Below are 21800 nucleotides of genomic sequence, written 5' to 3' on the forward strand. Positions count from 1 at the left end.
GGCACGAGGGACCTTCCGTCAGCGGAACGTGGGCTGATCGTCCAGTATGCCCGTTCCGTGGGAGCGAGACCAGGCTGCGCACGCACGAAGGCCCGGCCCCTTCCGGGACCGGGCCTTCCGCGCACGGGGTGAGCGCCGTCGTCGGGCAGGAGGATCCCCCTGCCCGACGGCACGCACCTCACCGGGGCGTCACTGCTGGACGCGGAGCTCGAGCCCTTCGCCCTCGACCTGCGAGCGGTCGACCACGATCGTGTCGCCGTCCGCGATCTCGCCCGCGAGCAGCTTGCGCGCGAGGCGGTCGCCGATCTCGCGCTGCACCAGGCGGCGCAGCGGGCGTGCTCCATATGCGGGGTCGAAGCCCTCGAGCGCGAGCCACTCGCGTGCCCCGGCCGTGACCTCGAGCGTCAGACGACGGTCCGCGAGCCGCTCGCCGAGCCGGTCGACCGCGATGTCCACGATCCGTCCCAGCTCGTCGAGGTTGAGCGGGTCGAAGATCACGACGTCGTCGAGCCGGTTGATGAACTCGGGCTTGAAGCTCGCCCGCACTGCCGACATGACGCCCTCACGCTTGGCCGCGTCGTCGAGCAGCGGGTCCACGAGGAACTGCGAGCCCAGGTTCGACGTCAGCACCAGGATGACGTTGCGGAAGTCGACCGTGCGGCCCTGGCCGTCGGTCAGGCGACCGTCGTCGAGCACCTGGAGCAGGATGTCGAACACCTCGGGGTGCGCCTTCTCGACCTCGTCGAGCAGCACGACCGAGTACGGCCTGCGCCGCACGGCCTCGGTGAGCTGGCCGCCCTCCTCGTAGCCGACGTACCCCGGAGGGGCACCGACCAGGCGCGAGACGCTGTGCTTCTCGCTGTACTCCGACATGTCGATGCGCACCATGGCGCGCTCGTCGTCGAACAGGAAGTCCGCGAGCGCCTTCGCGAGCTCGGTCTTGCCGACGCCCGTGGGGCCGAGGAACAGGAACGAGCCCGTGGGGCGGTCGGGGTCCGCCACTCCCGCGCGCGAACGCCGCACGGCGTCCGACACCGCGGCCACCGCGGCCTTCTGCCCGATCAGGCGCTTGCCGATCACGTCCTCCATGTGGAGGAGCTTCTCGGACTCGCCCTGGAGCATGCGGCCCGCGGGGATGCCGGTCCACGCGGACACGACCTCGGCGATCTCGTCCGCGCCGACCTTGTCGGCGATCATCGGCGCCTGCTGCGCCGTGGCGGACTCGTCGCTGTCGATCGACGCCTCCTCCTGCTCGGCGGCCTGGAGCTGCTCCTGGAGCTGCGGGATCTCGCCGTACTGGATACGACCCGCGGTCTCGAGGTCGCCCTCGCGGATGGCCCGCTCGACCTGGACGCGCAGCTCGTCGAGCTTGGCGCGCAGGTCGCCGACGCGGTTGTGGCCCGCCTTCTCGGCGTCCCAGCGTGCGGTCAGCGCGGACAGCTCCTCGCGGCGGTCGGCCAGGTCGGCGCGCAGCTTCTCGAGGCGCTCGCGCGACGCGGGGTCGTCGGACTCGGAGAGCACGACCTCCTCCATCTCGAGGCGCGTGACGGCACGCTGGAGCTCGTCGATCTCGACGGGCGAGGAGTCGAGCTCCATGCGCAGGCGCGACGCGGCCTCGTCGACCAGGTCGATCGCCTTGTCGGGGAGCTGGCGGCCCGTGATGTAGCGGTCGGACAGCGCGGCGGCGGCCACGAGCGCCGAGTCCGCGATCGTCACCTTGTGGTGCGCCTCGTAGCGCTCCTTGAGCCCGCGCAGGATCGCGACCGTGTCCTCGACCGAGGGCTCGCCCACGAAGACCTGCTGGAAGCGGCGCTCGAGGGCCGGGTCCTTCTCGATGTGCTCGCGGTACTCGTCGAGGGTCGTGGCGCCGACCAGGCGCAGCTCGCCGCGGGCGAGCATGGGCTTGAGCATGTTGCCCGCGTCCATGGCGCCCTCGCCGCCGGCCCCCGCACCGACCACGGTGTGGAGCTCGTCGATGAAGGTCACGACCTCGCCGTCGGAGGACTTGATCTCCTCCAGGACGGCCTTGAGCCGCTCCTCGAACTCACCGCGGTACTTGGCTCCCGCGACCATGGCCGCGAGGTCGAGCGAGATGAGCTTCTTGCCCTTGAGCGAGTCGGGGACGTCGCCCGCGACGATGCGCTGGGCGAGGCCTTCGACGACCGCCGTCTTGCCGACACCGGGCTCGCCGATCAGGACAGGGTTGTTCTTGGTGCGCCGCGACAGCACCTGCACGACGCGGCGGATCTCCGAGTCACGCCCGATCACGGGGTCGAGCTTGCCCTCGGCCGCGGCAGCGGTGAGGTCCTGGCCGTACTGCTCGAGGGCCTTGTAGGTGCCCTCGGGGTTGGGGCTGGTGACGCGGCCCGAGCCGCGGACCGCGGGCAGGGCCGAGCGCAGCGCGTCCGCGCTCGCCCCGGCGTCCGTGAGGATCTGCGCGGCGGGCGAGGAACCTGCGGCGATCCCGATGAGCAGGTGCTCGGTCGAGACGTACTCGTCCCCCATGCCCTGGGCCTCCTTCGAGGCCAGGTCGAGGGCGGTCGACGTCGCGCGCGACGCCGTCGGCTGCGCGACGGCCGAGCCGCTCGCGGTGGGCAGCGCGACGAGCGCCGCGCGCACCTTCTGGCCGATGGCCTGGGCGTTCGCGCCCACGGCGTCGAGGAGCCCGACGGCGACGCCACCCTCCTGCGTGAGCAGTGCGGCGAGCAGGTGGACGGGTTCGAGCTGGGGGTTGCCGGCGGCCGAGGCGGTCTGGATCGCCTCGCCGATGGCCTGCTGGGACATGGTGGTGAACTTGGTGTCCATGGGGTCTCCGGTACTTCTGGGGTCTGGGTCTACCTGGATCAACGCGACCAAACTTGAGCCTATTCCACTCAAGTCTGTCCGTCATGTCGGCAGCCGGGCACGACGGCTGCCGTCCCAACGGGTGGTTCCCCTTTTCTCGTCCCGTGATCCACGGGATGCTGGGGGCGTGACTACACGACGGCTCGAACCTTCTGCCACCCTCGCACCGGACCGCGGCGACCGCACCACGGCACCGGCGCGCACGGGTGGCCAGCGTCCCTCCGACCTCACCGCCGGGGGTGCCCTGTGAACCTCGTCCTCGTCGCGATCGTGGTGATCGTGCTCCTCGGGCTCGTCGTCATCGGGCTCGTCACCTGGCTGCTCCTGCGCCCCCGCAAGGCGCCGGTCGCCCAGCCGTACGGGTACGGCGCGCCCGTCGAGGGCTATCCGGCACAGCCTCCGTACCCTGGGCAGCCTGCGTACCCGGCGCAGCCGCCGTACCCGGCGCAGCCCCCGCACGAGGTCGGGACCCAGGCCGTCCCGGTCGACCAGTACGCACCGCAGCAGACCCCGCCGGCACCTCCGGCGCCGCCCGCACCGGCTGCCGGTCAGCAGTTCGCCCCGCCGCACGCACCCGCTCCGCAGGTTCCCGACGCGCCCGCGCAGCACGCACCTCCGGCCGCCTCTCCGCAGCCCGCGCAGACCTGGACGGCAGAGGTCACCGAGCCCGGGACCGAGCAGGCCGACGACTCCGAGCTCGACGAGACCACGCGCCTGCGCGAGGACCTGCGTCCGGCCCCGGCCGCGGCACCCCCGGCCCCCGCCGGCCCTCCCGCTCCTCCCGCGAGCCCTGCACCTCCCGCCTGATCGGCGGTCCTCGCCCGCTCGGCAGGGTGAGCGAGCCGACGGGGCCCCGCGCGCGACGGCGCGGTGACCACCCGGCCGTGCCGGGACGAGCGGGACCTCGAGGTCCCGCTCGTCCTGACAGGCCTCCCCGCGGGGGGCACAATGGCGGCACCGCGATACCGCCCGAGTACGCGGGCGAAGGGCTGCACCATGACGAACGGCTGGCACCAGGACGTCCTCGGCCCCGAGTGGGTCGCCCGCACGCTCGACCTCCCCGACGGCGACACCGCGACGCTCGTCCGCAAGGCGACGCCCCCCGCGGGAGGCGAGCGACGCCGTCGGGCCGTGCTGTACGTCCACGGGTTCGTCGACTACTTCTTCCAGGCCCATCTCGGGGACGCGTTCGAGGACCACGGCTACGCGTTCTACGCGATCGACCTGCGGGGCTACGGCCGCTCGCTCGCGCACTGGACCGAGGCGGGCAAGGACCCCAACATGGTCGACGACCTGAGCGTCTACGCACAGGACCTCGACGCCGCGGCCGCCACGATCCGGGCCGAGGGGCACGACGAGCTCGTCGTGGTGGGGCACTCGACGGGAGGCCTCGTCACGAGCCTGTGGGCCAACGCACGGCCGGGTAAGGTCGCCGCCCTCGTCCTCAACAGCCCGTGGTTCGACCTCAACTCGAGCTGGTTCGACCGCGTGGTCTCGACCCGGGTGATCGACGTCGTCGGGCGCTTCGCCCCTCGCCTGAAGGTCGGGTCGCTCGACGACGCCTACGGGCAGGCGCTGCACGCCGGGACCGGGGGCGAGTGGGACTACGAGCTCGGCTGGAAGCCCCACGAGGGCTTCCCCGTCCGGGCCGGCTGGCTGCGCGAGATCCGTCGCGGGCACGCGCAGGTCGCGCGCGGTCTGCACATCGAGTGCCCCGTGCTCGTCCTGACCTCGACGCGGTCCGGACCGAACAAGGGCTGGCACCCCGAGGTCATCACGACGGACAGCGTCCTGGACGTCCAGCACATCAAGGACCGCGCCCCCGGGCTCGGTGACGACGTGACGCTCGTGGAGATCGAGGGCGGCGCGCACGACCTGGTGCTGTCTCCCGAGCCCGCGCGCAGCGTGTTCCTCGACGAGGTGCTCGGCTGGCTGGACGCGCGGCTGCCCGCCTGACGAGGCGCGCCGCGCGCCACCCGCGCTATCTCGGCTCGTCCGACGGCACGAGCGACGGCTCGCTCGCCGGGGACACCGAGATCACGGCCCCGGCGATCACCGGGGCCGCGGTCGCACGACGCTCGAGCGCGTCGATGCGCTCGGCGACCACGTGCTCGTCGGCGTCACCCACGAGGTCGACGCTCGCGACCAGGTAGAGCGAGCGCGGACCCACGTACTCCAGACGCAGGTAGGTCACCCGTTCGACCTCGGGGTCGGCGAGCAGCTCGCGCAGCGCCGCGTCGCGCGTCGCGGCCCCCGCAGGCTCGCCCACGAGGAAGCGGCGGTTGCGGTCGATGAGGATCCACGAGATGACACCGAGGATCAGCCCGACGACGATCGAGCCGATCGCGTCCGGGACGGGCGACCCCGTGACCTGATGGAGGAAGATCCCGACGAACGCCACGACGAGCCCCATGAGCGCCGCGGCGTCCTCGGCGAACACGGCCCGCAACGTCGGGTCGGACGTGACCAGGACGTGCTGGAGCAGGTCGCGCTCGGCCGCCTTGGCCTCCTTGCGCGCCTGACGGTTCGCCTGGAGGAACGACGTCCCCTCGAGCACGAACGCGAGCGCCAGGACCGCGTAGGCGACCCCGAAGTCGTCGGCGGGCTCCGGGTGGACGAGCTCCTGGATGCCGTGCGTGATCGAGACTCCCGCGCCCACGGCGAACAGCCCGAGCGCCGCGAACATCGACCACACGTACGCCTCGCGCCCGAACCCCAGCGGGTGGTCGTGGTCCGCGGGCTTGCGCGAGCGCTTGTTCGCGAGGAGCAGGAACACCTCGTTGCCCGTGTCGGCCCACGAGTGCACCGCCTCGGCGACCATCGACGCCGAGCCCGTGATGACCGCAGCCCCCGACTTGGCCACCGCGATGAGCAGGTTCGCCCCGAACGCGACGATCACCGTGAGTGCGCTCTCGGCGTGCTCCTCGGTCTTGACGACGCGGGGACTGTCGGCGACGGGGGACGACGAGGGCGGCTGAGGCGACGAGGTCATGTAGCGGGTCTATCACCGGACCCCGAGCAGCGCGCGGGGACGCCTCCCCTCGGCGGGCCGGTGCGTCACTCCCGGGGAGCGTTCCCCCCGGCGGGCGGGTCCGACGCGGCCCGGGCCGCGTCCCGGTCGGCCTCGTCCTTCTCGCGGTCGGCGGCCTCCTGGTCGGCCGTGAGGTCGTCGAGCACCAGCAGGTCCGGACGCACCTTCCCGGTCCGGTAGCCCGCGCGACCGACCATGTGCGCGGCGACGGGCGACGTCATGAGCTGGAAGATCACGACGAGCACGAGCATGCCCACGGCCGACCAGCTGCGCAGCCGCAGCGCGAGCGCGATGAGGACCAGGATCAGGCCCAGGACCTGGGGCTTGGTCGCGGCGTGCATGCGCGCCAGCAGGTCTGGGAACCGCACGACGCCGACTCCTGCGGCGAACGCCAGGAACGCCCCGCACAGGAGGAAGATCGCCGCCACGACGTCGGCCACCACGGTCCAGCTCATGAGCGTGCCTCCTCGGGTCCGGTCGTGCCGTCGACCTCGGGGGCCGCGGCGGCATCTGCCTCCGCGGGATCGTCGGGCTCGTGCTCCGCGCCGTGCTCGGGGTCGGCGGCCTTGTCCCGCTCGTCGTCCTCGGCAGCGAGCCGCTCGGCCTCCTCGGCCGCGATCTCCTCGCGGGTCTTGATGCGCCGCTCGCCCTCGGGCTCGACGGACGCGAAGCGCGCGATGGTCACGGACCCGACGAAGCCCACGAGCGAGAGCACGACGAGGATCGGGATGGTCTCGGTGCGCCGGGACCAGGCGGCCTCGAGCGCGATGGTCCCGACGAGCGTGGTCGTGAAGACGTCGAGCGCGATGGTGCGGTCGAGCATCGACGGGCCCTTCTCGGCCCGGACGACGGCGAGCGTCGCGGCGGCGGCGAGGAGCACTGCGCAGATCAGGACGACGACGATCATCGCTTCCCCTCCCGTCGGTCGGTGCGTCGGTCGGCTCGGCGCTCCCCGGGTCCCCCCGTGGTCGAGGTGCCCGACGGCGCCGCTCCCGCGGGCACGGGCGCCTCGCCCGGGAGGTGGTACAGCCCCGCGGACTGGAGCTCCTCGTTGGACGCGAACGCGCGCAGCACGCGCGCCTCGAGGTCGAGCGTGTCCTGACGCACCTTGTCGGCGCCTCCCGCGGCGTCGAGGTCGAGCACGTGCAGGTAGAGCATGCCCGTGAGCCGGTGCGCCTCGATGACGAGCGAGCCGGGCACGAGCGAGCTGAGCTCGGCCGTGATGGTCATGTAGATGTCCGAGGGGTTGCGGAGCCTGACCCCGACCACGGCCCCGTGCGGGGTGTGGTGGAACCGGAAGGCCTGCATGCTCACCTGGAACGAGGCGACCACGAGGTCGGCGACGAACCGGGACATCAGCACGAGCAGGGGCCAGGGACGGACCGTCCCGCTCGTCGCGATGGACGGCAGCGGCATGAAGGTGATGAGCAGGCTCGCGATGATGACGCCCGCGATGACGTTGCCCCAGGACAGGTCGCCCCAGAGCATGACCCAGACGACGGTCAACCAGAGGACGGTGCGCCACTGCGCGGTGAGGCGGCCGAACCAGCCGCCCGCGAGCGGTCCTCTCCGACGGTGCAGGCTCATGAGTCGTCACCTCCCTGCTGCTGCTCCTCTTCGACGAGGTCGCTCGACACTCCCTGCCCGCGCCCCGAGTCGTCCGGGAAGACGGCGTCGACGTACGTCGAGGGTTGCATGAGGTTCCCTGCGGCCCGTTCGGCGTACGAGTAGAGCGGGCCCGCGGCGAACGTGAGGGCCAGACCGAACGCGACGAGCGCCGTCGTGGGCCCGACCATGCCGCGCGGTGTGCCCGTCGACGGGAGCTCGACCGGGGCCGTCTGCCAGAACGCCTTGTTCCACGCCTTGACGATCGCGTAGAGCGTCAGGAGCGAGGTCACGACGCTGCCCACCACGAGCGCCCACGTGAGCGGCGTGCCCTGGGCCACGCCCTCCTGGAGCAGACCGACCTTGCCGAGGAAGCCCGACAACGGCGGGATGCCCGCGAGGTTCATCGCGGGGACGAAGAACAGGATCGCGAGCCCCGGCGCGATCTTCGCGAGGCCGCCCAGCTTGTCGAGCGACGTGGACCCGCCCCGCCGCTCGATGAGCCCGACGACGAGGAACAGCGTCGTCTGGACGGTGATGTGGTGCACGACGTAGAAGATCGACGCCGCCATCCCGGCCTCCGAGGCCATCGCGATGCCGAAGATCATGTACCCGATGTGGCTGACCAGGGTGAACGACAGCAGACGTTTGATGTCGTTCTGCGCCACGGCGCCCAGGATCCCGATCACCATGGTCGCCAGCGCGAGCCACATGAGCACGGTGTCGAGCCGGTTGTCCGGGAACAGGAGCGTCTGGGTGCGGATGATCGCGTAGACGCCCACCTTGGTGAGCAGCCCCGCGAACACCGCGGTGACCGGGGCCGGCGCGGTCGGGTAGGAGTCGGGGAGCCAGGCCGAGAGCGGGAAGATCGCCGCCTTGATCCCGAACGCGAGCAGCAGCAGGAGCTGCAGCGTCATGCGGACCCCGGGGTCCACGTCGGGGAGCCGCTCGGCGAGCTGCGCCAGGTTGACCGTGCCCGTCGCGGCGTAGGTGAGCGCGATCGCCACGAGGAAGATGACCGACGACAGCAGCGCGACGACCACGTAGATGGACCCCGCGCGGATGCGTTCCCCCGTCCCGCCCAGCGTCAGCAGGACGTAGGACGCGGCGAGCAGGATCTCGAAGCCCACGTACAGGTTGAAGAGGTCGCCCGACAGGAACGCGTTGGCGACGCCCGCGGCCAGGACCAGGTAGGTCGGGTGGTAGATCGAGACGGGAGCCTTGTCGTGCCCGTCGGCCACGCCCTGCCCCAACGAGTAGAGCAGGACGCACAGCAGCACGAAGCTCGAGACCGTGAGCATGAGCGCCGAGAGCCGGTCCGCGACCAGGTCGATGCCGACGGGCGCCGCCCACTCCCCGACGTCGACCACGATGGGGCCGCTGTCGGCGCCGATGAGCAGGCCGATCGACGCGGCCAGCACCAGGGCCAGCGCGGCGACCGAGATGATGTGCTGGGCGCGCGGGTGGCGCCACAGCGCCAGGGCGAGGCCTGCCGCGAAGAGCGGCAGGACGACCGGCAGCGGGACGAGGGTCGCGAAGCTGTAGGGGAAGCTCATCTGCCCTCACCTCCTCCGGTGCCGGGTCTGCGTGGTCTGCGTGCCTTGTCCGGCGCGGGTCGGTTCCCGTCGCGCGCGTCGGTCTCCCCGTCGCCGTCGCCGTCGGTCTCGTCGTAGACCTCGGCGGCCTCGTCGTCCAGGGTTGCTCCGCTCTCCTCGGTGTCGCTGTCCTCGAACGCCGGGGCGTTGCGCGCGGCATGGCGCGCGACGCGGCGGTCCTCGAGGTCGTCCTGCACCTCGTCGTGGCCGTGCAGCTGCCACGACCGGTAGGCCATGGCGAGCACGAAGGCCGTGAGGCCCAGGGTGATGACGATCGCGGTCAGGACCATGGCCTGGACGAGCGGGTCGCTCATCTGGGCCGGCGCGGTCTGCCCGATGATCGGTGCGCCACCGGCGCGTCCCCCCGCGACGAGGAACATGAGGTTCGCGCCGTTGCCGATCAGGATGAAGCCGATGAGCACGCGCGTCAGGCTGCGCTCGAGGAGCAGGTAGACGCCCGTCGCGAACAGGACGCCGATCGCCAGGACCAGGATGAGGCTGGGGGTCATGTCGATGCTGTCGGTGGTCCGTGCGACCTCTGCCGGGTCGATGTCGGCAGCCGGCAGCAGGAGCGGCGCGAGCAGGTGGTTCGTCGAGCTCATCGTCGCCCCCCTCCGATCTGGTCCGGTTCCATCGCTTCCATGGGCCCCGCGTCCTCCCGGGCCGCGGCCTCGCCGTGGCGGTCGATCTCGGCACCGAGCGTGCGCAGGATGTCGAGGACCAGGCCGACGACCACGAGGAACACCCCGATGTCGAAGAACAGCGACGTGACCAGGTGGATCGTCCCGACGAGCGGGAGCGTCAGGTCGATCGCGACGCTCTGCAGCACGCTCCCGCCCATGATCAGGCCGATCAGCCCCACCCCCACGGACAGGAACAGCCCCGTGCCCAGCAGCAGGCCCGGGTGGACCGGTGCGGCCTCGCCCAGCTCGTAGCGTCCGCCCGCGAGGTAGCGCACGATGAGCGCGATCCCGACCACGAGGCCGGCCGCGAACCCGCCACCGGGGGCGTTGTGCCCCGAGAAGAGCAGGAAGATCGCGAACACGATCATCGAGTGGAAGAGCACGCGCGTGACGACCTCGAAGATGACCGAGCGTCGCTGCGGAGCGAGCGTGCGCCCTGCGCTCAGCCACACGAGCATGCGTGGCTGCTTGCCCTCGGCGGCCGCCTCGTCGACGCCGCGGCGGCGCAGCGCGGCGCCCGGGTCCTCCTCGTTGGCCCAGATGCCGGGGGTCGCGGCGCCCGACGACGTCGCGTTGCGCTCGCGCAGGATCTCGCCGCTGCGGGTCCGCAGGAAGACCAGGGACGCGACACCGGTCGCCGCGACGAGCAGCACCGAGATCTCGCCCATGGTGTCCCAGGCGCGGATGTCCACGAGGGTCACGTTGACGATGTTCTTGCCGTAGCCGTGGATGAACGCCTCGGCCGGGAAGTCGAGCGAGATGGGGCTCGCCACGCGGGCGAGCGGGACCGTGAGGGCGAAGCCCATCATGACCACGCCCACCGCGACGCCCAGGACCAGCCGCACCCAGCGCGACGTCGCGAGCGGCCGGTTGGAGAAGTACGGGGGGAGCCTGCGGAGCACCAGGACCATGACCACGAGGGTGATGGTCTCGACGAGCACCTGCGTGAGCGCGAGGTCGGGGGCACCGTGCAGCAGGAACAGCATGGCGTTGCCGTAGCCCGCGATGCCCACGAGGATCACAGCCTTGAGGCGACGGCGCGAGCGCGCCGCGAGGATGGACGCGACGCAGATGGCCGCGACCGCGGCGACCTGGGCCGGGCGGTCCCACGCCTTGACCTGCTCGGGCCACTGCCCGCCGATGAACATCAGGAGGCCGGGCCCGACGACGAGCACGACGAGGATCGCGCCGAGGTAGAACGGCAGCGAACCACGCTGCGTGACCGCGGTGACGTCGGCCGCCACCTCGTCGAGGCGGCGCATGATCCGCCGGTAGGTGCGGTCGGCCTCCGGGCCGGTCCAGAGCGATGCCTGGAACCGCTCGACGGCCTTGCGCTGCCAGAACAGCAGGGCACCGACCGCGAGGATGAGGACCGTGAGCCCCAGCGCCGGCGTGAACCCGGCCCACAGGGTCAGGTGCCCCGGCTCACCCGCGGGATAGGTGTCGGCGTAGGGCGCGAGGAGGTTCTCCCCGAAGTGCGGGACGAGCGCGGCCGCGAGGCCGAGCAGCGCCAGCACGAGGGCGGGCCACACGAGGAGCGCGGGCTGGCGGTGGATGCGTGCGGGGTCGATCGGGGCTTCGTCCGGCAGCGGCAACCCCGCGCCGCGTTGGGCGACGAGCTGCTTGCCGGTCGCGTTGAGGCGGACGTGCTCGTTGGCGCGGGCCACTGCCGCGGCGACGTGCTTCTTGGTCGCGAACGCTCCCCAGAAGAACCGGATGCCGTAGGCGACCGTGAACATCGAGCCCACGACCACACCGATCAGGACGACGGCGTCGACCCACGTGGGTCCCTCGCCGTGCAGGAGGGCCTCGAGCGCGGCCTCCTTGGCGACGTAGCCCGCGAGCGGCGGCAGCCCGATCATGGAGGCCGTCGCGAGGGCGCCGGCGAGCGCGGTCAGGGGCAGCGCTCGCCCGACGCCCGTCAACCGGCGCAGGTCACGGGTTCCCGTCGCGGCGTCGACCACGCCGACCACGAGGAAGAGCGAGGCCTTGAACATGGCGTGCGCGCCGATCATGGCCAGGCCGGCGAGCGCGGCGGACCGCGTCCCGAGCCCCACGAGCAGGACGATCAGGCCGAGCTGGCTCACGGTGCCGAACGCCAGGACGAGCTTGAGGTCGTGCTGGCGCAGCGCCCGGTAACCGCCCACGAGCAGCGTGCCCACGCCCAGGACGATGACGATCGTGCGCCAGACCGTGGTGTCGGAGTACGCGGGGGCGAAGCGCGCGACGAGGTAGACGCCGGCCTTGACCATGGCTGCGGCGTGCAGGTAGGCGCTGACCGGGGTGGGCGCGGCCATGGCCGCGGGGAGCCAGAAGTGCAGCGGGATGAGCGCGGCCTTGCTCGCCGCGCCTGCCAGGAGGCACACGATCGCGGCGGTCACCGCTCCGCCCGTCGGGGGGTCCGCGATGATCTCCGAGAGCCGGAAGGTGCCGCCCTGGACGCCCAGGATCACGACGCCCACGAGCATCGCCAGGCCGCCTGCGGTCGTGACGATGATGGCCTGCATCGCGGCTCTTCGACTCGCCTTGCGGTCGGCGTAGTGGCCGATCAGCAGGTACGAGAAGACCGTCGTGAGCTCCCAGAAGATGAACAGGAGCAGCATGTCGTCGGCCGTGACGAGACCGACCATGGCCCCCGCGAACGCCGTGAGCACGGCGCCGAAGCGCCCGAGGCCCGAGGCGGTGGGAGAGAAGTAGGCCGAGCAGTAGACGAGGACCAGGGCGCCCACGCCGCCCACGAGCAGCAGCATGAGCCAGGACAGGGTGTCCATGCGGAAGGCGAGCTCGAGCCCCAGCCCGGGCACCCACTGGGTGACCTCGGTGGGGTGCACGCCGTCCATGACGCGCGTGGTCCAGCTGAGGGCGTAGACAGCGGCGGAGGCGGGCGCGAGGGCCATCACCAAGAACGCCTTGCGGCCCAGCACCGAGACGAGTGCGGGCGCGCCGAGTGCCATTGCCAGATGCGCAACGAGCAGATAGAGCACGTCCGCTCCGTCCTGGTCGGGGGCGGGTGGGCGAGAACGTGGACCAGGGACTGTCGCCAGGACCGACCAGGACGACGCGACAGCGCGCATGCAGAGGACGGCCCGGAGACACACCGGGTCCGGTAAGTATTTTACCGTTCAACGAGGCCTTGGTGACCACTCGGCGCCCCGAGGATCGGTGGGTGATGTCACAGGTTCAGCGGGAACACACGAGCGGACCACGACGCGGCGAGCCGCCGAACCCCTGCGGAGCGGCGGTCAGCGGGCCGCCGACCGCCACGCGTCGATCCCTCCGAGGGTCCCGTCGGTGATGCGCCGCACGAGCACCTCGGTGTACGCGAGCTCGGCGCGCAGGATCGCCAGCTCGTAGCGCGAGTCTGCGACGGCGAGCTCGGACACCTCGGGCCGGTCCGTGCCGGAGATGTCCAGGTCCTCCAGGTCGTCCTCGATCCTGCGGACCTTGACCCGCAGCGCGACGAGACGGGTGCGCAGGAGGTCCGCGACGTCGTCGGGCCCCAGGAGCGGGAGGAAGCTGAGCGCCGCCATGAACTGCGGGTACTCCTTGACGGGCGCACCCAGCAGGGCGCGCATCCAGTCGTCTACCTCGGTGCGGCCCGCGCCGGTCAGCCGGTAGACGGTGCGCTGCGGACGGTTCCCGTCCTGCTCGGTGCCGGCGGGCTCGATGAACCCGTCACGGACGAGCGCCGTGATGACCGAGTAGAGCGAGCCGTAGTTGAGCCGCACGGACTCGTCCTTGCGACGGTCCTTGAGCGTGCGCGCGATCTCGTACGGGTGCATGGGGCGCTCCGCGAGCTGCGCGAGGACCGCGAGCGCCAGGGCGTTCGCACGGCGCCGTGCGGTGGCGCCGTCGCCGGACGCTGCGTCGTCTGCCATGTCCGCCTCGCCCGTTCTCGCCCGTCTTCGACTACTCGGCACAGAGTATTCGCGGCCCCTCTGGGAGCGCAACCACGCTCCGGGCCGGGGAGCGGGCGGGTCGGTGGCGGGGTGCGGGCCCGCCCGGCCCGCACCCCCTGCTCAGATGTCCTGCGGGTCCACGAGGAAGTCGGCCTCGTCGGCGATCTCGCCACCGACCGCGGCGTAGAGCGCACGCGTCACGTTCGCGATCAGCTCGGCCGCGCGCTTGCGCGCGATCTTCAGCTCGAACGACGGCGACTCCGTCTGCGCCTCGACCAGGTCGCGCGGCTCCCAGCGCAACCGGTAGGCCACCGCGCCCTGCGAGGCCCACGGGAGGTTGCGCAGCAGGAGCGGGAGCTGCTCCTCGCCGCCGATCTCCACGGCCACCAGGCCGTCGACCCCCATGTCGATGATCAGGCCGTAGCCGTCGAGCACCTTGCCGCTCGTCAGCGCCGCGATGTCGATGTCATCGGCCTGGGCGTGCAGCGCGCGCCGCAGCTCGGGGTCCATCTTCTCGCCCCGGTACAGCGGCAGCTCGCCGATGCCCTGGGGCGGGCCCCCGTACGCGCGCCCCTCGGTCGCGAGCACCACGCGCGGGTGGACGTTCGAGACGACCGCGAGCGCGGCCTCAGGGTCGAGCCACACGTCCGAGAACACGGACATGTCGACAGCGACCCCCGGGTCCGGGGTCAGCACGACCGCGGGCGCCGCCGGGTTGCCCGCGTCCACCCGGATCGAGCCGCCCAGGCGGCGTGCGACCTCGACGAGCCACGCGATGACGCGCTCCTCCTCGCGGGTGGGCAGGCCCGCGGGGAAAGCGCGCCCGACGCCGTCGCGGTCCCCACCACCGGGGAACGGGACGTCGCCCCGCTCGCGCGGGCACACGACGTCGTACACCTGCTCCGTGCCGGGCGGCAGACCCGGGTTGCTCCCGTCCGCCGACCACGGCGAGTAGGGCCCCGTGAGCGTCGAGTGCCGCGAGGTGCGCAGGACACCGGGCTCCCCCGGCCTGGCCGTGCGGGGCGCCGGCGTCAGGGGATCCGTGCCCGACGGCGCCACGTCCCACCGCGCCCCGGCGAACCTGGACACGGCAAGGGTCTCGACCTCGTCGATCTCGACGTCCCCCGGCAGCGCGAGCAGGTGCCGCGCCTGGTGGCCCTGCGCCGACGACGCGGGGAACGGTTGGAGGGTCGAGCTGGGCGCCTGGGACACGGTGGTGTCAGCCTCTCTGCGGTGAGAACGTCCGATCTGGCGGGCTCGGGTGAGCCGGCTGGGGATCACACGTCGGTGCGGTGGAAGTTCTGCCAGGAACGCGAGGCCGTGGGGCCCCGCTGACCCTGGTACCGAGAACCATAGATCGACGAGCCGTAGGGGTGCTCCGACGCCGACGACAGCCGGAAGAAGCACAGCTGGCCGATCTTCATGCCCGGCCACAACGTGATGGGGAGCGTCGCGACGTTGCTCAGCTCGAGCGTCACGTGACCGCTGAAACCAGGGTCGATGAAACCGGCCGTGGAGTGCGTGAGGAGCCCGAGGCGGCCCAGGGAGGACTTGCCCTCGAGGCGGGCCGCGACGTCGTCGGGCAGGGACACCTGCTCGTAGGTCGCGCCCAGGACGAACTCGCCCGGGTGCAGGATGAACGGCTCGCCCGGCTCGACCTCGACGAGGCGCGTCAGGTCCGGCTGGTCCGTCGACGGGTCGATGAACGGGTACTTGTGGTTGTCGAACAGCCGGAAGAACTTGTCCAGCCGCACGTCGATGCTCGACGGCTGGAGCATCGCGGGGTCGTAGGGGTCGAGGCGGACCCGCTGGGCGTCGATCTCGGCAGTGATGTCGCGGTCGGAGAGGAGCACGGGGCAACGGTACTCCGCGCCGGGCGGGCGCCGGGAGGCGGTCCGGGGAGGTCTTCGGGGACGCGGTCGAGGGTCGGGCGGGCATGGGCCGGTACCCCGGAGGCCGGACCCGAGGCCGGTCGGTCAGACGTGCTGAGCCTGACCGACCTCGGGTGGGCACGGCATCAGCTCCGCAGCGGTCGGCCTGTCGAGTCGACCGAGTACTGCCCCGACTTGGACGTCAGGTAGAGGATGCCCTCGACGAGCCCCCAGATCGCGACGGCCCAGCTGAGGAAGCCCAGCGACAGCACCGAGATGAGCAGCATGGCCACGCCGACTCCCGTGTACCCGAGGTAGAAGCGGTGGATCCCGAGGCTGCCCAGGAAGATCCCGAGCAGACCCGCCGCGAGACGCGACTTGGCGTTCGGGTCCTCGTAGTAGCCGGTCTGCTGGGCACCGTACGCGCCGTAGGGCTGCTGGTAGCCGGGCTGCTGGCCGTACGGGTCCGTCGGGGCCCCGTAGCCGTAGCCGGGCTGCGTCTGCTGACCGTACGGGTCCGCGGGGGTGCCGTAACCAGGCTGGGCAGGCTGGCCGTAGCCGGGCTGCGCCTGGCCGTACGGGTCCGCGGGCGCGCCGTAGCCGTAGCCGCCCTGCTGGCCCGCGGCCGGGTCGACCGGCGGGTAGCCCTGCGCACCGGCTCCATCCGGTGTGCCGTAGCCCGGCTGGGCAGGCTGGCCGTACGCGGGCTGCTGCGCCGCGTACGGGTCCGCTCCAGCCGCAGGATCAGTGGGCTGCTGCTGGTACGGGTTCTCGGACAAGGCGCCTCCTCAGGCGTAGCGCGGGCATCGATGCTGGCATCATGGCCCGTGTTGGGTATGATCGTGGACGCACACCGGTTCCTGACCGGTTCGCACCGGCCGGGGACGGCCTGCGAGCTGCAGGGTTCCACGTCATGCGGATGTAGTTCAATGGTAGAACTTCAGCTTCCCAAGCTGATAGCGCGGGTTCGATTCCCGTCATCCGCTCCAGCCGAGAGGCCCCGCACCAGCTGGTGTGGGGCCTCTCGCGTTTCCCTGATGTGCGGGACCGTCAGGCGTCCCGTCGCGACCGCACCACGTAGCTCGCGACGCCCGCGACGACCGCGACCAGGCCGAGCACGACCCAGAGCATCGGCGATCCGGGTTCTTCGCCCCCCGCGATCGCCGTGACGGCTCCTCCGACGGCCCAGATCGCACCGATCACGACCAGCCCCAGCGAGCTCCAGTAGCGACTCACCACGAGTTCTCCTCCCGCGTCCCCGACGTGCGCGCCGCACGCCTCTCGGAGCATGCCACGCCCGCACCGCGGAATCAGTCATATCGCCGCCAAACGGCCCGTATCGTGACACCGTGTCGCAACAGCTCCGCATCTGCGGCACTATGCTCGCTCTCATGCCGCACTATCGGATACGCGAAGCCGCCGACCTGCTCGGCGTCAGTGACGACACCGTCCGCCGCTGGGTCGACGCGGGCGACCTCGACGTCGCCCTCGACGACTCGGGCCGCAAGGTCGTCGACGGCGCGCAGCTCGCGCGCTTCGCGACCCAGAACGCCCAGTCCCCCACGACCGACCCGTCCGGTGTGGCCCGCTCGGCGCGGAACCGGTTCGTCGGGATCGTGACCCACGTCGTGAGCGACACGGTCATGTCCCAGGTCGAGATGCTGTGCGGCGGCCAGCGCGTCGTGTCGCTCATGAGCACCGAGGCGGTCCGGGAGCTCGGGCTCGAGCCCGGCAGCCTCGCCGTCGCCGTCGTCAAGGCCACCACCGTGATCGTCGAGACGCCAGGAGGCATCGCGTGAACAGCACCACCCCCGCTCCCAGGACCGCGCCGTCGACCGCCGCTCCCCGCACCCGAGCCGCGAGGCGCACGGTCGCCGTGATGACCACGGCCCTGCTGACGGTCGCCCTCGCGGCGTGCGGGACGTCGTCGGGCAGCGAGACCCCCGCCGCCGCCTCCTCACCGGACGTCGCCGTCGAGGAGCAGACCCTCACGGTCCTCGCCGCCGCGTCGCTGCGCGACGTGTTCGCCGAGCTCGCCGAGGGCTTCGAGGCAGAGCACGACGGCGTGACCGTCGCCCTGTCGTTCGCCGGGTCGGCCGACCTCGCCGACCAGCTCCTCGCCGGGAGCCCCGGCGACGTGTTCGCGTCGGCCGACACCAAGAACATGGACCGCGTCGTCGAGGGCGGCGACGCGACCGACCCCGTGGTCTTCGCGACCAACACGCTCACCGTCGTCGTCCCCGCCGGGAACCCCGGTGGCGTCACGTCGTTCGCCGACCTCTCGCGCGAGGACCTCAAGGTCGTCGTGTGCGCGGCCGAGGTGCCCTGCGGCTCCGCGACCGCCAAGGTCGAGGCCGCCGCCGGCACCACCGTCCACCGCGTGAGCGAGGAGGCGAGCGTGACCGACGTCCTCGCCAAGGTCACCGCCGGAGAGGCCGACGCCGGGCTCGTCTACGTGACCGACGCGACCCTCGCGGGCGACGACGTCGAGGTGATCGACGTCCCCGAGACCAAGACCGTCGTGAACACCTACCCGATCGCGGTCACGTCGGGAGCCGCGGACACCGCGCTGGCCCAGGAGTGGCTCGATCTCGTGACCGGACCCGTCGGCCAGGCAGCGCTCGCGAAGGCGGGCTTCGGGGCACCGTGAGGCCGGGACGCGGGGGCGGGACCGTTCTCGGGTCGGTCCTCGACCGCGCCCGGGGCCGGAACCCCGTCGCGCCCCGGAAGACCGTCTGATGCGCGGCCTCCCCCGCTGGGTGCTCGCGCCCGCGCTGCTCGGCGCCCTGTTCGTCGTCGTGCCCGTGGTCGCGATGGTCGCGCGACTCGACGTGTCCGGAGGGCTCGGCGGGATCTGGGACCTGCTCACCTCGCCCACCGCGACCGACGCCCTGTGGCTCTCGGTGCGGACCTCGCTCGTCGCGACCGTGTGCTGCGTGCTGCTCGGCGCGCCCATGGCCCTGGTCCTCGCACGGACCACGTTCCCCGGGCAGCGCGTGGCCCGTGCGCTCGTGCTGCTGCCGCTCGTCCTGCCGCCCGTCGTGGGGGGCATCGCGCTGCTCTACACGTTCGGGCGGCGCGGGCTGATCGGCCAGCACCTGTCCGTCCTGGGGATCGAGGTCGCGTTCACGACCACCGCGGTGGTCATGGCGCAGACCTTCGTCGCGCTGCCCTTCCTCGTGCTGAGCCTCGAGGGGTCGCTGCGGACGCACGACGCGCGCTACGAGGAGGTCGCCGCGACGCTCGGCGCCTCCCCCACGACCGTGCTGCGTCGCGTGACCCTGCCGCTCGTCCTGCCCGGGCTCGTGTCCGGTGCGGTGCTCGCGTTCGCGCGCGCCCTCGGGGAGTTCGGCGCGACCATCACGTTCGCCGGGGCGCTCCAGGGCGTCACGCAGACCCTGCCGCTCGAGATCTACCTGCAGCGCAGCGCCGACCCCGACGCCGCGGTCGCGCTCTCTCTCCTGCTGGTGGTCGTGGCCGTGATCGTCACGGCGGCCGTGCACGGGGGGCCGTTCGGGCGCACGGACCCCCAGGTCCGGGGTGCGGGGTCGTCGGCCGAGGGCGACCGGGGGCTCGGGGGCGTCCGAGGACTCGCAGCGGGCGACCAGGTTCCCGCCGAGAGCGACCGGGGCGGTCCCCCTCGGACACCGCGTGCCTCGCCCTCGGCGAGCGAGCCCGTCACGCTCGGCGTGCGCGTGCGCCTCGCCGAGCGCGGCGTCGACCTCGACCTCACGGTCGAGCCCGGCCAGGTCGTCGCGATCCTCGGGCCCAACGGCGCCGGGAAGTCGACCGTCCTCCAGGCCGTCACGGGCCTGCTCCCCCACCGCGCGCACCCCCCGCGTCGCGCGAGGTCCCGCCGCGACGCAGGGAGCCCCGGACCCGACGGCGCCGCTCCCGGTCCGCGGACGGGCGCGCCCGTGCCCGCGCGGGACGAGCTCCGTGTCACGGTCGGCGGCGAGATCCTGACCGACACGTCGCGCGGCCTCTCGGTCCCTCCGCGCCGACGCGGGGTCGGTTGGCTGACCCAACGTCCGCTGCTGTTCGGGCACCTCGACGCGGCGGACAACGTCGCGTTCGGCCTGCGCGCCCGTGGCGTGCCCCGCCGCGCGGCCCGGTCCGAGGCACGCGAGCGCCTCGACGAGCTCGGTGCCGGCCCGCTCACGGCGCGGCGGCCCGGCGCGCTCTCCGGCGGCCAGGCCCAACGGGTCTCGATCACCCGTGCCCTCGCGACCGACCCGCGCGTCCTGCTGCTCGACGAGCCGCTCGCCTCGCTCGACGTCGGGGTCGCGCAGCAGGTGCGCCGGGTCCTGCACGACGCCCAGCGCGACCGCCCCCGCACGACCCTGCTCGTGACGCACGACCTGCTCGACGTCCTCCTGCTCGCCGACCGGGCGGTCGTGCTCGAGGGCGGCCGGGTCGTGGAGGACGGGCCCGCGCGCGAGGTCCTGACCCGCCCCCGGTCCCGCTTCGCGGCACGGCTCGCGGGCATCAACCTCCTCGCGGGCGTCGCTACCGAGGACGGTGGGTTGCTGCTCGACGGACCGGGGCTCGCCGTCGCGGGCGTCGTCGCCGACGCGACGAGCCTCGTCGCCGGCGATCCCGCGGTCGCGGTGTTCGCACCCCGTGCGGTCGCGATCCACCGCGACGCGCCGTCGGGCAGCCCGCGGAACGCGTTCGCGGTGACCATCACCTCGATCGAGCCGCACGGCCAGCTCTTCCGGGCCTGGGGAGAGGTGACGGGTCCGCGCGAGGTGCGGGACGCCGTCGGGCACCTGGCCGCCGACCTGACCCCCCGCTCTGTCGCCGACCTGCGCCTCGCCCCGGACGAGCACGTGTGGTTCGCCGTCAAGGCGGCCGAGGTGCAGGTCTACGGCACCCGCTGAGCGCGGGGCCCTCGTGCGACGCGCCGGGCATGTCGCACGAGGGTCCGCACTCAGCGGGACGTCACTGCCTCGACCGACTCCGCGAGGCTCCCCGTCACGGGCACGTCGGCCAGGAGCAGCGCCTGACCCGCGTGGTAGATGTCGGGCTTGCCGTCCCACACGGCCCCCGAGGGGCGGTTGTGGACGTCGAGCTCGTGGTGCCACGAGCCGTGCTCGACGTCGACCAGGTGAGCCTGCGCGTACGCCCACCACTCCTGGGCGAGCCGCGCGTACCGCTCCTCGCCCGTGACCTTGGCGAGGACCTCCGCGGCCCCGATCGCCTCGGCCGCGACCCAGTGGAAACGGCGCTGCTCGATCGGTCGGCCGTGCCAGTTGACCGTGTAGACGAAGCCGCCCTCGACCGGGTCCCAGCCGTCGTCGAGCGCCCGGTCGAACAGGTGACGTGCCGCGTCGAGCCGCGGCCCCGGGATGCCCGCGGACGCCCCCGACCCCGAGGAGTCGCTCGCGGCGTCGAGCTGCAGCAGGAGCCGCGCCCACTCGAACCCGTGCCCCGGGGTCGAGCCGTACGGCTTGAACTGGTCGTTGGGGCGCTCGGCGTTGAGCTCGGGCTCCGGGTTCCAGGACGCGTCGAAGTGCTCGACGACGCGCCACTCGCGCTCGGCCGCCCCCGCCACGACCCGGTCGGCGACGGCCGTCGCGCGTTCGAGCCAGAGCGGGTCGCCGGTCGCCGAGTGCGCGGCGAGCATCGCCTCGACGCCGTGCATGTTCGCGTTCGCACCGCGGTAGCGGACGCACCTCGTCCAGGCGCGGTCCCACTCGTCGCACAGCATCTGCTGGTCGGCCTCCCAGAACTCCTGGTCCAGGACCCGCAGCGCCTCGTCGAGCAGCTCGCGCGCTCCGGGCCGTCCGGCCACGGTCCCGCTCGACGCGGCGAGGACGACGAACGCGTGCGCGTAGGCGCTCTTGGTGTCGTCGACCGCGTCCCCCGGCCCTCGCGACGCGAACCAGCCGCCGTCAGCGGGGTCGGCGAGGTAGGTCCGCAGCCCCTCGAGCGCCAGGTCGGCGTGCTCGTCCGCGCCCGGGACGCCCAGCAGCGAACCGAGCGAGTACATGTGCGCCATGCGCGCCGTGATCCACGTGTGCACGGGCTCGCGGGGGTCCGGCGCGCCCTTGTCGTCGAGCCAGCGAGCCCCGCCGTCCGCTCCCAGCGACGCCTCCGCGAAGGTGAGCAGCCCGTCGAGCTGGCTCCGGCGCCACGTGGCAGCGTCCGGTGCTCCGGCTGCGTCGTCCCTGGTGGTCATGGTTCCCCGTTCCTCGTACCTGTCAATGATGCTCCCCTGGGCGGGTGCCCCGCGGCCGGTCGTCCGACGGCGGGGCACCCGATCAGGT

Annotated in this window: 19 protein-coding genes and 1 tRNA gene; 6 read left to right on the forward strand and 14 right to left on the reverse strand. The window is 72.6% G+C overall.

Translation table 11 applies throughout. The features are described from left to right. Positions 1 to 189: 189 nt before the first annotated feature. Positions 190 to 2805, reverse strand: a complete 2616-nt coding sequence (gene clpB / locus H9641_RS03335; protein WP_191800997.1) for an ATP-dependent chaperone ClpB — start codon at positions 2803 to 2805, stop codon at positions 190 to 192. 285 nt (positions 2806 to 3090) lie between these two features. Here clpB and H9641_RS03340 point away from each other — a divergent pair, with 285 nt between their 5' ends. Together H9641_RS03340 and H9641_RS03345 are read left to right on the forward strand one after the other, a co-directional pair. Further along, complete coding sequence (locus tag H9641_RS03340) at positions 3091 to 3651, forward strand: hypothetical protein (protein WP_191800999.1); 561 nt, start codon at positions 3091 to 3093, stop codon at positions 3649 to 3651. A 189-nt stretch (positions 3652 to 3840) separates the two neighbouring features. Continuing rightward, positions 3841 to 4800 carry an alpha/beta hydrolase gene (locus H9641_RS03345; RefSeq protein WP_191801001.1) on the forward strand — a complete coding sequence of 320 codons (960 nt, stop codon included), beginning with the start codon at positions 3841 to 3843 and terminating at the stop codon, positions 4798 to 4800. A gap of 25 nt (positions 4801 to 4825) precedes the next feature. On the opposite strand, the gene H9641_RS03350 is transcribed toward H9641_RS03345, so the two are convergent. The 11 genes from H9641_RS03350 to H9641_RS20585 form a co-directional block, all read right to left on the reverse strand. Beyond that, positions 4826 to 5836 (reverse strand): cation diffusion facilitator family transporter, encoded by a 1011-nt coding sequence (locus H9641_RS03350; protein WP_191801003.1) that lies wholly within the window; start codon positions 5834 to 5836, stop codon positions 4826 to 4828. 65 nt (positions 5837 to 5901) lie between these two features. Further along, positions 5902 to 6330 carry a monovalent cation/H(+) antiporter subunit G gene (gene mnhG, locus H9641_RS03355; RefSeq protein WP_191801005.1) on the reverse strand — a complete coding sequence of 143 codons (429 nt, stop codon included), beginning with the start codon at positions 6328 to 6330 and terminating at the stop codon, positions 5902 to 5904. Next, complete coding sequence (locus H9641_RS03360) at positions 6327 to 6782, reverse strand: monovalent cation/H+ antiporter complex subunit F (protein WP_191801007.1); 456 nt, start codon at positions 6780 to 6782, stop codon at positions 6327 to 6329. Before H9641_RS03360 ends, mnhG begins: the two co-directional genes overlap by 4 nt. Next, positions 6779 to 7462: a Na+/H+ antiporter subunit E gene (locus H9641_RS03365; RefSeq protein WP_191801009.1), complete on the reverse strand. Its 684-nt coding sequence runs from the start codon at positions 7460 to 7462 to the stop codon at positions 6779 to 6781. Before H9641_RS03365 ends, H9641_RS03360 begins: the two co-directional genes overlap by 4 nt. After that, positions 7459 to 9036, reverse strand: coding sequence for a Na+/H+ antiporter subunit D (locus tag H9641_RS03370; protein WP_191801011.1), 1578 nt, complete (start codon positions 9034 to 9036; stop codon positions 7459 to 7461). Before H9641_RS03370 ends, H9641_RS03365 begins: the two co-directional genes overlap by 4 nt. Beyond that, entirely contained in the window at positions 9033 to 9584 is a 552-nt protein-coding gene (locus tag H9641_RS03375) for a Na(+)/H(+) antiporter subunit C (protein WP_191801159.1), read from the reverse strand. The genes H9641_RS03370 and H9641_RS03375 overlap by 4 nt, the downstream gene beginning before the upstream one ends. 89 nt (positions 9585 to 9673) lie before the next feature. Beyond that, positions 9674 to 12742, reverse strand: coding sequence for a Na+/H+ antiporter subunit A (locus H9641_RS03380; RefSeq protein ID WP_191801013.1), 3069 nt, complete (start codon positions 12740 to 12742; stop codon positions 9674 to 9676). Between the two features lie 258 nt (positions 12743 to 13000). Then, complete coding sequence (locus tag H9641_RS03385; RefSeq protein WP_191801015.1) at positions 13001 to 13636, reverse strand: PadR family transcriptional regulator; 636 nt, start codon at positions 13634 to 13636, stop codon at positions 13001 to 13003. 141 nt (positions 13637 to 13777) lie between these two features. After that, positions 13778 to 14869: a hypothetical protein gene (locus tag H9641_RS03390; RefSeq protein WP_191801017.1), complete on the reverse strand. Its 1092-nt coding sequence runs from the start codon at positions 14867 to 14869 to the stop codon at positions 13778 to 13780. A 65-nt stretch (positions 14870 to 14934) separates the two neighbouring features. Beyond that, complete coding sequence (dcd, locus tag H9641_RS03395) at positions 14935 to 15510, reverse strand: dCTP deaminase (protein WP_056652708.1); 576 nt, start codon at positions 15508 to 15510, stop codon at positions 14935 to 14937. A gap of 164 nt (positions 15511 to 15674) precedes the next feature. Then, positions 15675 to 16307: an NINE protein gene (locus H9641_RS20585; protein WP_191801019.1), complete on the reverse strand. Its 633-nt coding sequence runs from the start codon at positions 16305 to 16307 to the stop codon at positions 15675 to 15677. A 136-nt stretch (positions 16308 to 16443) separates the two neighbouring features. Between H9641_RS20585 and H9641_RS03405 the strand changes: the two genes are divergently transcribed. Beyond that, positions 16444 to 16517 (forward strand) — tRNA-Gly (locus H9641_RS03405). 61 nt (positions 16518 to 16578) lie between these two features. Here the strand turns inward: H9641_RS03405 and H9641_RS03410 are convergent. Beyond that, positions 16579 to 16764, reverse strand: a complete 186-nt coding sequence (locus H9641_RS03410) for a hypothetical protein (RefSeq protein ID WP_191801021.1) — start codon at positions 16762 to 16764, stop codon at positions 16579 to 16581. Between the two features lie 155 nt (positions 16765 to 16919). Here H9641_RS03410 and H9641_RS03415 point away from each other — a divergent pair, with 155 nt between their 5' ends. The 3 genes from H9641_RS03415 (at position 16920) to H9641_RS03425 (ending at position 20411) form a co-directional block, all read left to right on the forward strand. Further along, positions 16920 to 17327, forward strand: coding sequence for a TOBE domain-containing protein (locus H9641_RS03415; protein WP_191801163.1), 408 nt, complete (start codon positions 16920 to 16922; stop codon positions 17325 to 17327). Next, positions 17324 to 18178, forward strand: a complete 855-nt coding sequence (modA, locus tag H9641_RS03420; protein WP_318244358.1) for a molybdate ABC transporter substrate-binding protein — start codon at positions 17324 to 17326, stop codon at positions 18176 to 18178. Before H9641_RS03415 ends, modA begins: the two co-directional genes overlap by 4 nt. 88 nt (positions 18179 to 18266) lie before the next feature. Continuing rightward, complete coding sequence (locus H9641_RS03425; protein WP_191801023.1) at positions 18267 to 20411, forward strand: ABC transporter permease; 2145 nt, start codon at positions 18267 to 18269, stop codon at positions 20409 to 20411. 50 nt (positions 20412 to 20461) lie between these two features. Here H9641_RS03425 and H9641_RS03430 read toward each other — a convergent pair whose 3' ends face one another. After that, on the reverse strand, positions 20462 to 21712 hold the full coding sequence (locus tag H9641_RS03430) for an AGE family epimerase/isomerase (protein ID WP_191801025.1): 1251 nt from the start codon (positions 21710 to 21712) through the stop codon (positions 20462 to 20464). Positions 21713 to 21800: the final 88 nt, after the last annotated feature.

The sequence above is a fragment of the Oerskovia merdavium genome (genome assembly GCF_014836755.1).
GTDB lineage: Bacteria > Actinomycetota > Actinomycetes > Actinomycetales > Cellulomonadaceae > Oerskovia > Oerskovia merdavium.

What these genes read in the sequence shown, in the direction of transcription:
- clpB (WP_191800997.1), bottom strand. Translation starts at nt 2,805, where the DNA reads ATGGACACCAAGTTCACCACCATGTCCCAGCAGGCCATCGGCGAGGCG.
- H9641_RS03345 (WP_191801001.1), top strand. Translation starts at nt 3,841, where the DNA reads ATGACGAACGGCTGGCACCAGGACGTCCTCGGCCCCGAGTGGGTCGCC.
- H9641_RS03350 (WP_191801003.1), bottom strand. Translation starts at nt 5,836, where the DNA reads ATGACCTCGTCGCCTCAGCCGCCCTCGTCGTCCCCCGTCGCCGACAGT.
- mnhG (WP_191801005.1), bottom strand. Translation starts at nt 6,330, where the DNA reads ATGAGCTGGACCGTGGTGGCCGACGTCGTGGCGGCGATCTTCCTCCTG.
- H9641_RS03360 (WP_191801007.1), bottom strand. Translation starts at nt 6,782, where the DNA reads ATGATCGTCGTCGTCCTGATCTGCGCAGTGCTCCTCGCCGCCGCCGCG.
- H9641_RS03365 (WP_191801009.1), bottom strand. Translation starts at nt 7,462, where the DNA reads ATGAGCCTGCACCGTCGGAGAGGACCGCTCGCGGGCGGCTGGTTCGGC.
- H9641_RS03370 (WP_191801011.1), bottom strand. Translation starts at nt 9,036, where the DNA reads ATGAGCTTCCCCTACAGCTTCGCGACCCTCGTCCCGCTGCCGGTCGTC.
- H9641_RS03375 (WP_191801159.1), bottom strand. Translation starts at nt 9,584, where the DNA reads ATGACCCCCAGCCTCATCCTGGTCCTGGCGATCGGCGTCCTGTTCGCG.
- H9641_RS03385 (WP_191801015.1), bottom strand. Translation starts at nt 13,636, where the DNA reads ATGGCAGACGACGCAGCGTCCGGCGACGGCGCCACCGCACGGCGCCGT.
- H9641_RS03415 (WP_191801163.1), top strand. Translation starts at nt 16,920, where the DNA reads ATGCCGCACTATCGGATACGCGAAGCCGCCGACCTGCTCGGCGTCAGT.
- H9641_RS03425 (WP_191801023.1), top strand. Translation starts at nt 18,267, where the DNA reads ATGCGCGGCCTCCCCCGCTGGGTGCTCGCGCCCGCGCTGCTCGGCGCC.
- H9641_RS03430 (WP_191801025.1), bottom strand. Translation starts at nt 21,712, where the DNA reads ATGACCACCAGGGACGACGCAGCCGGAGCACCGGACGCTGCCACGTGG.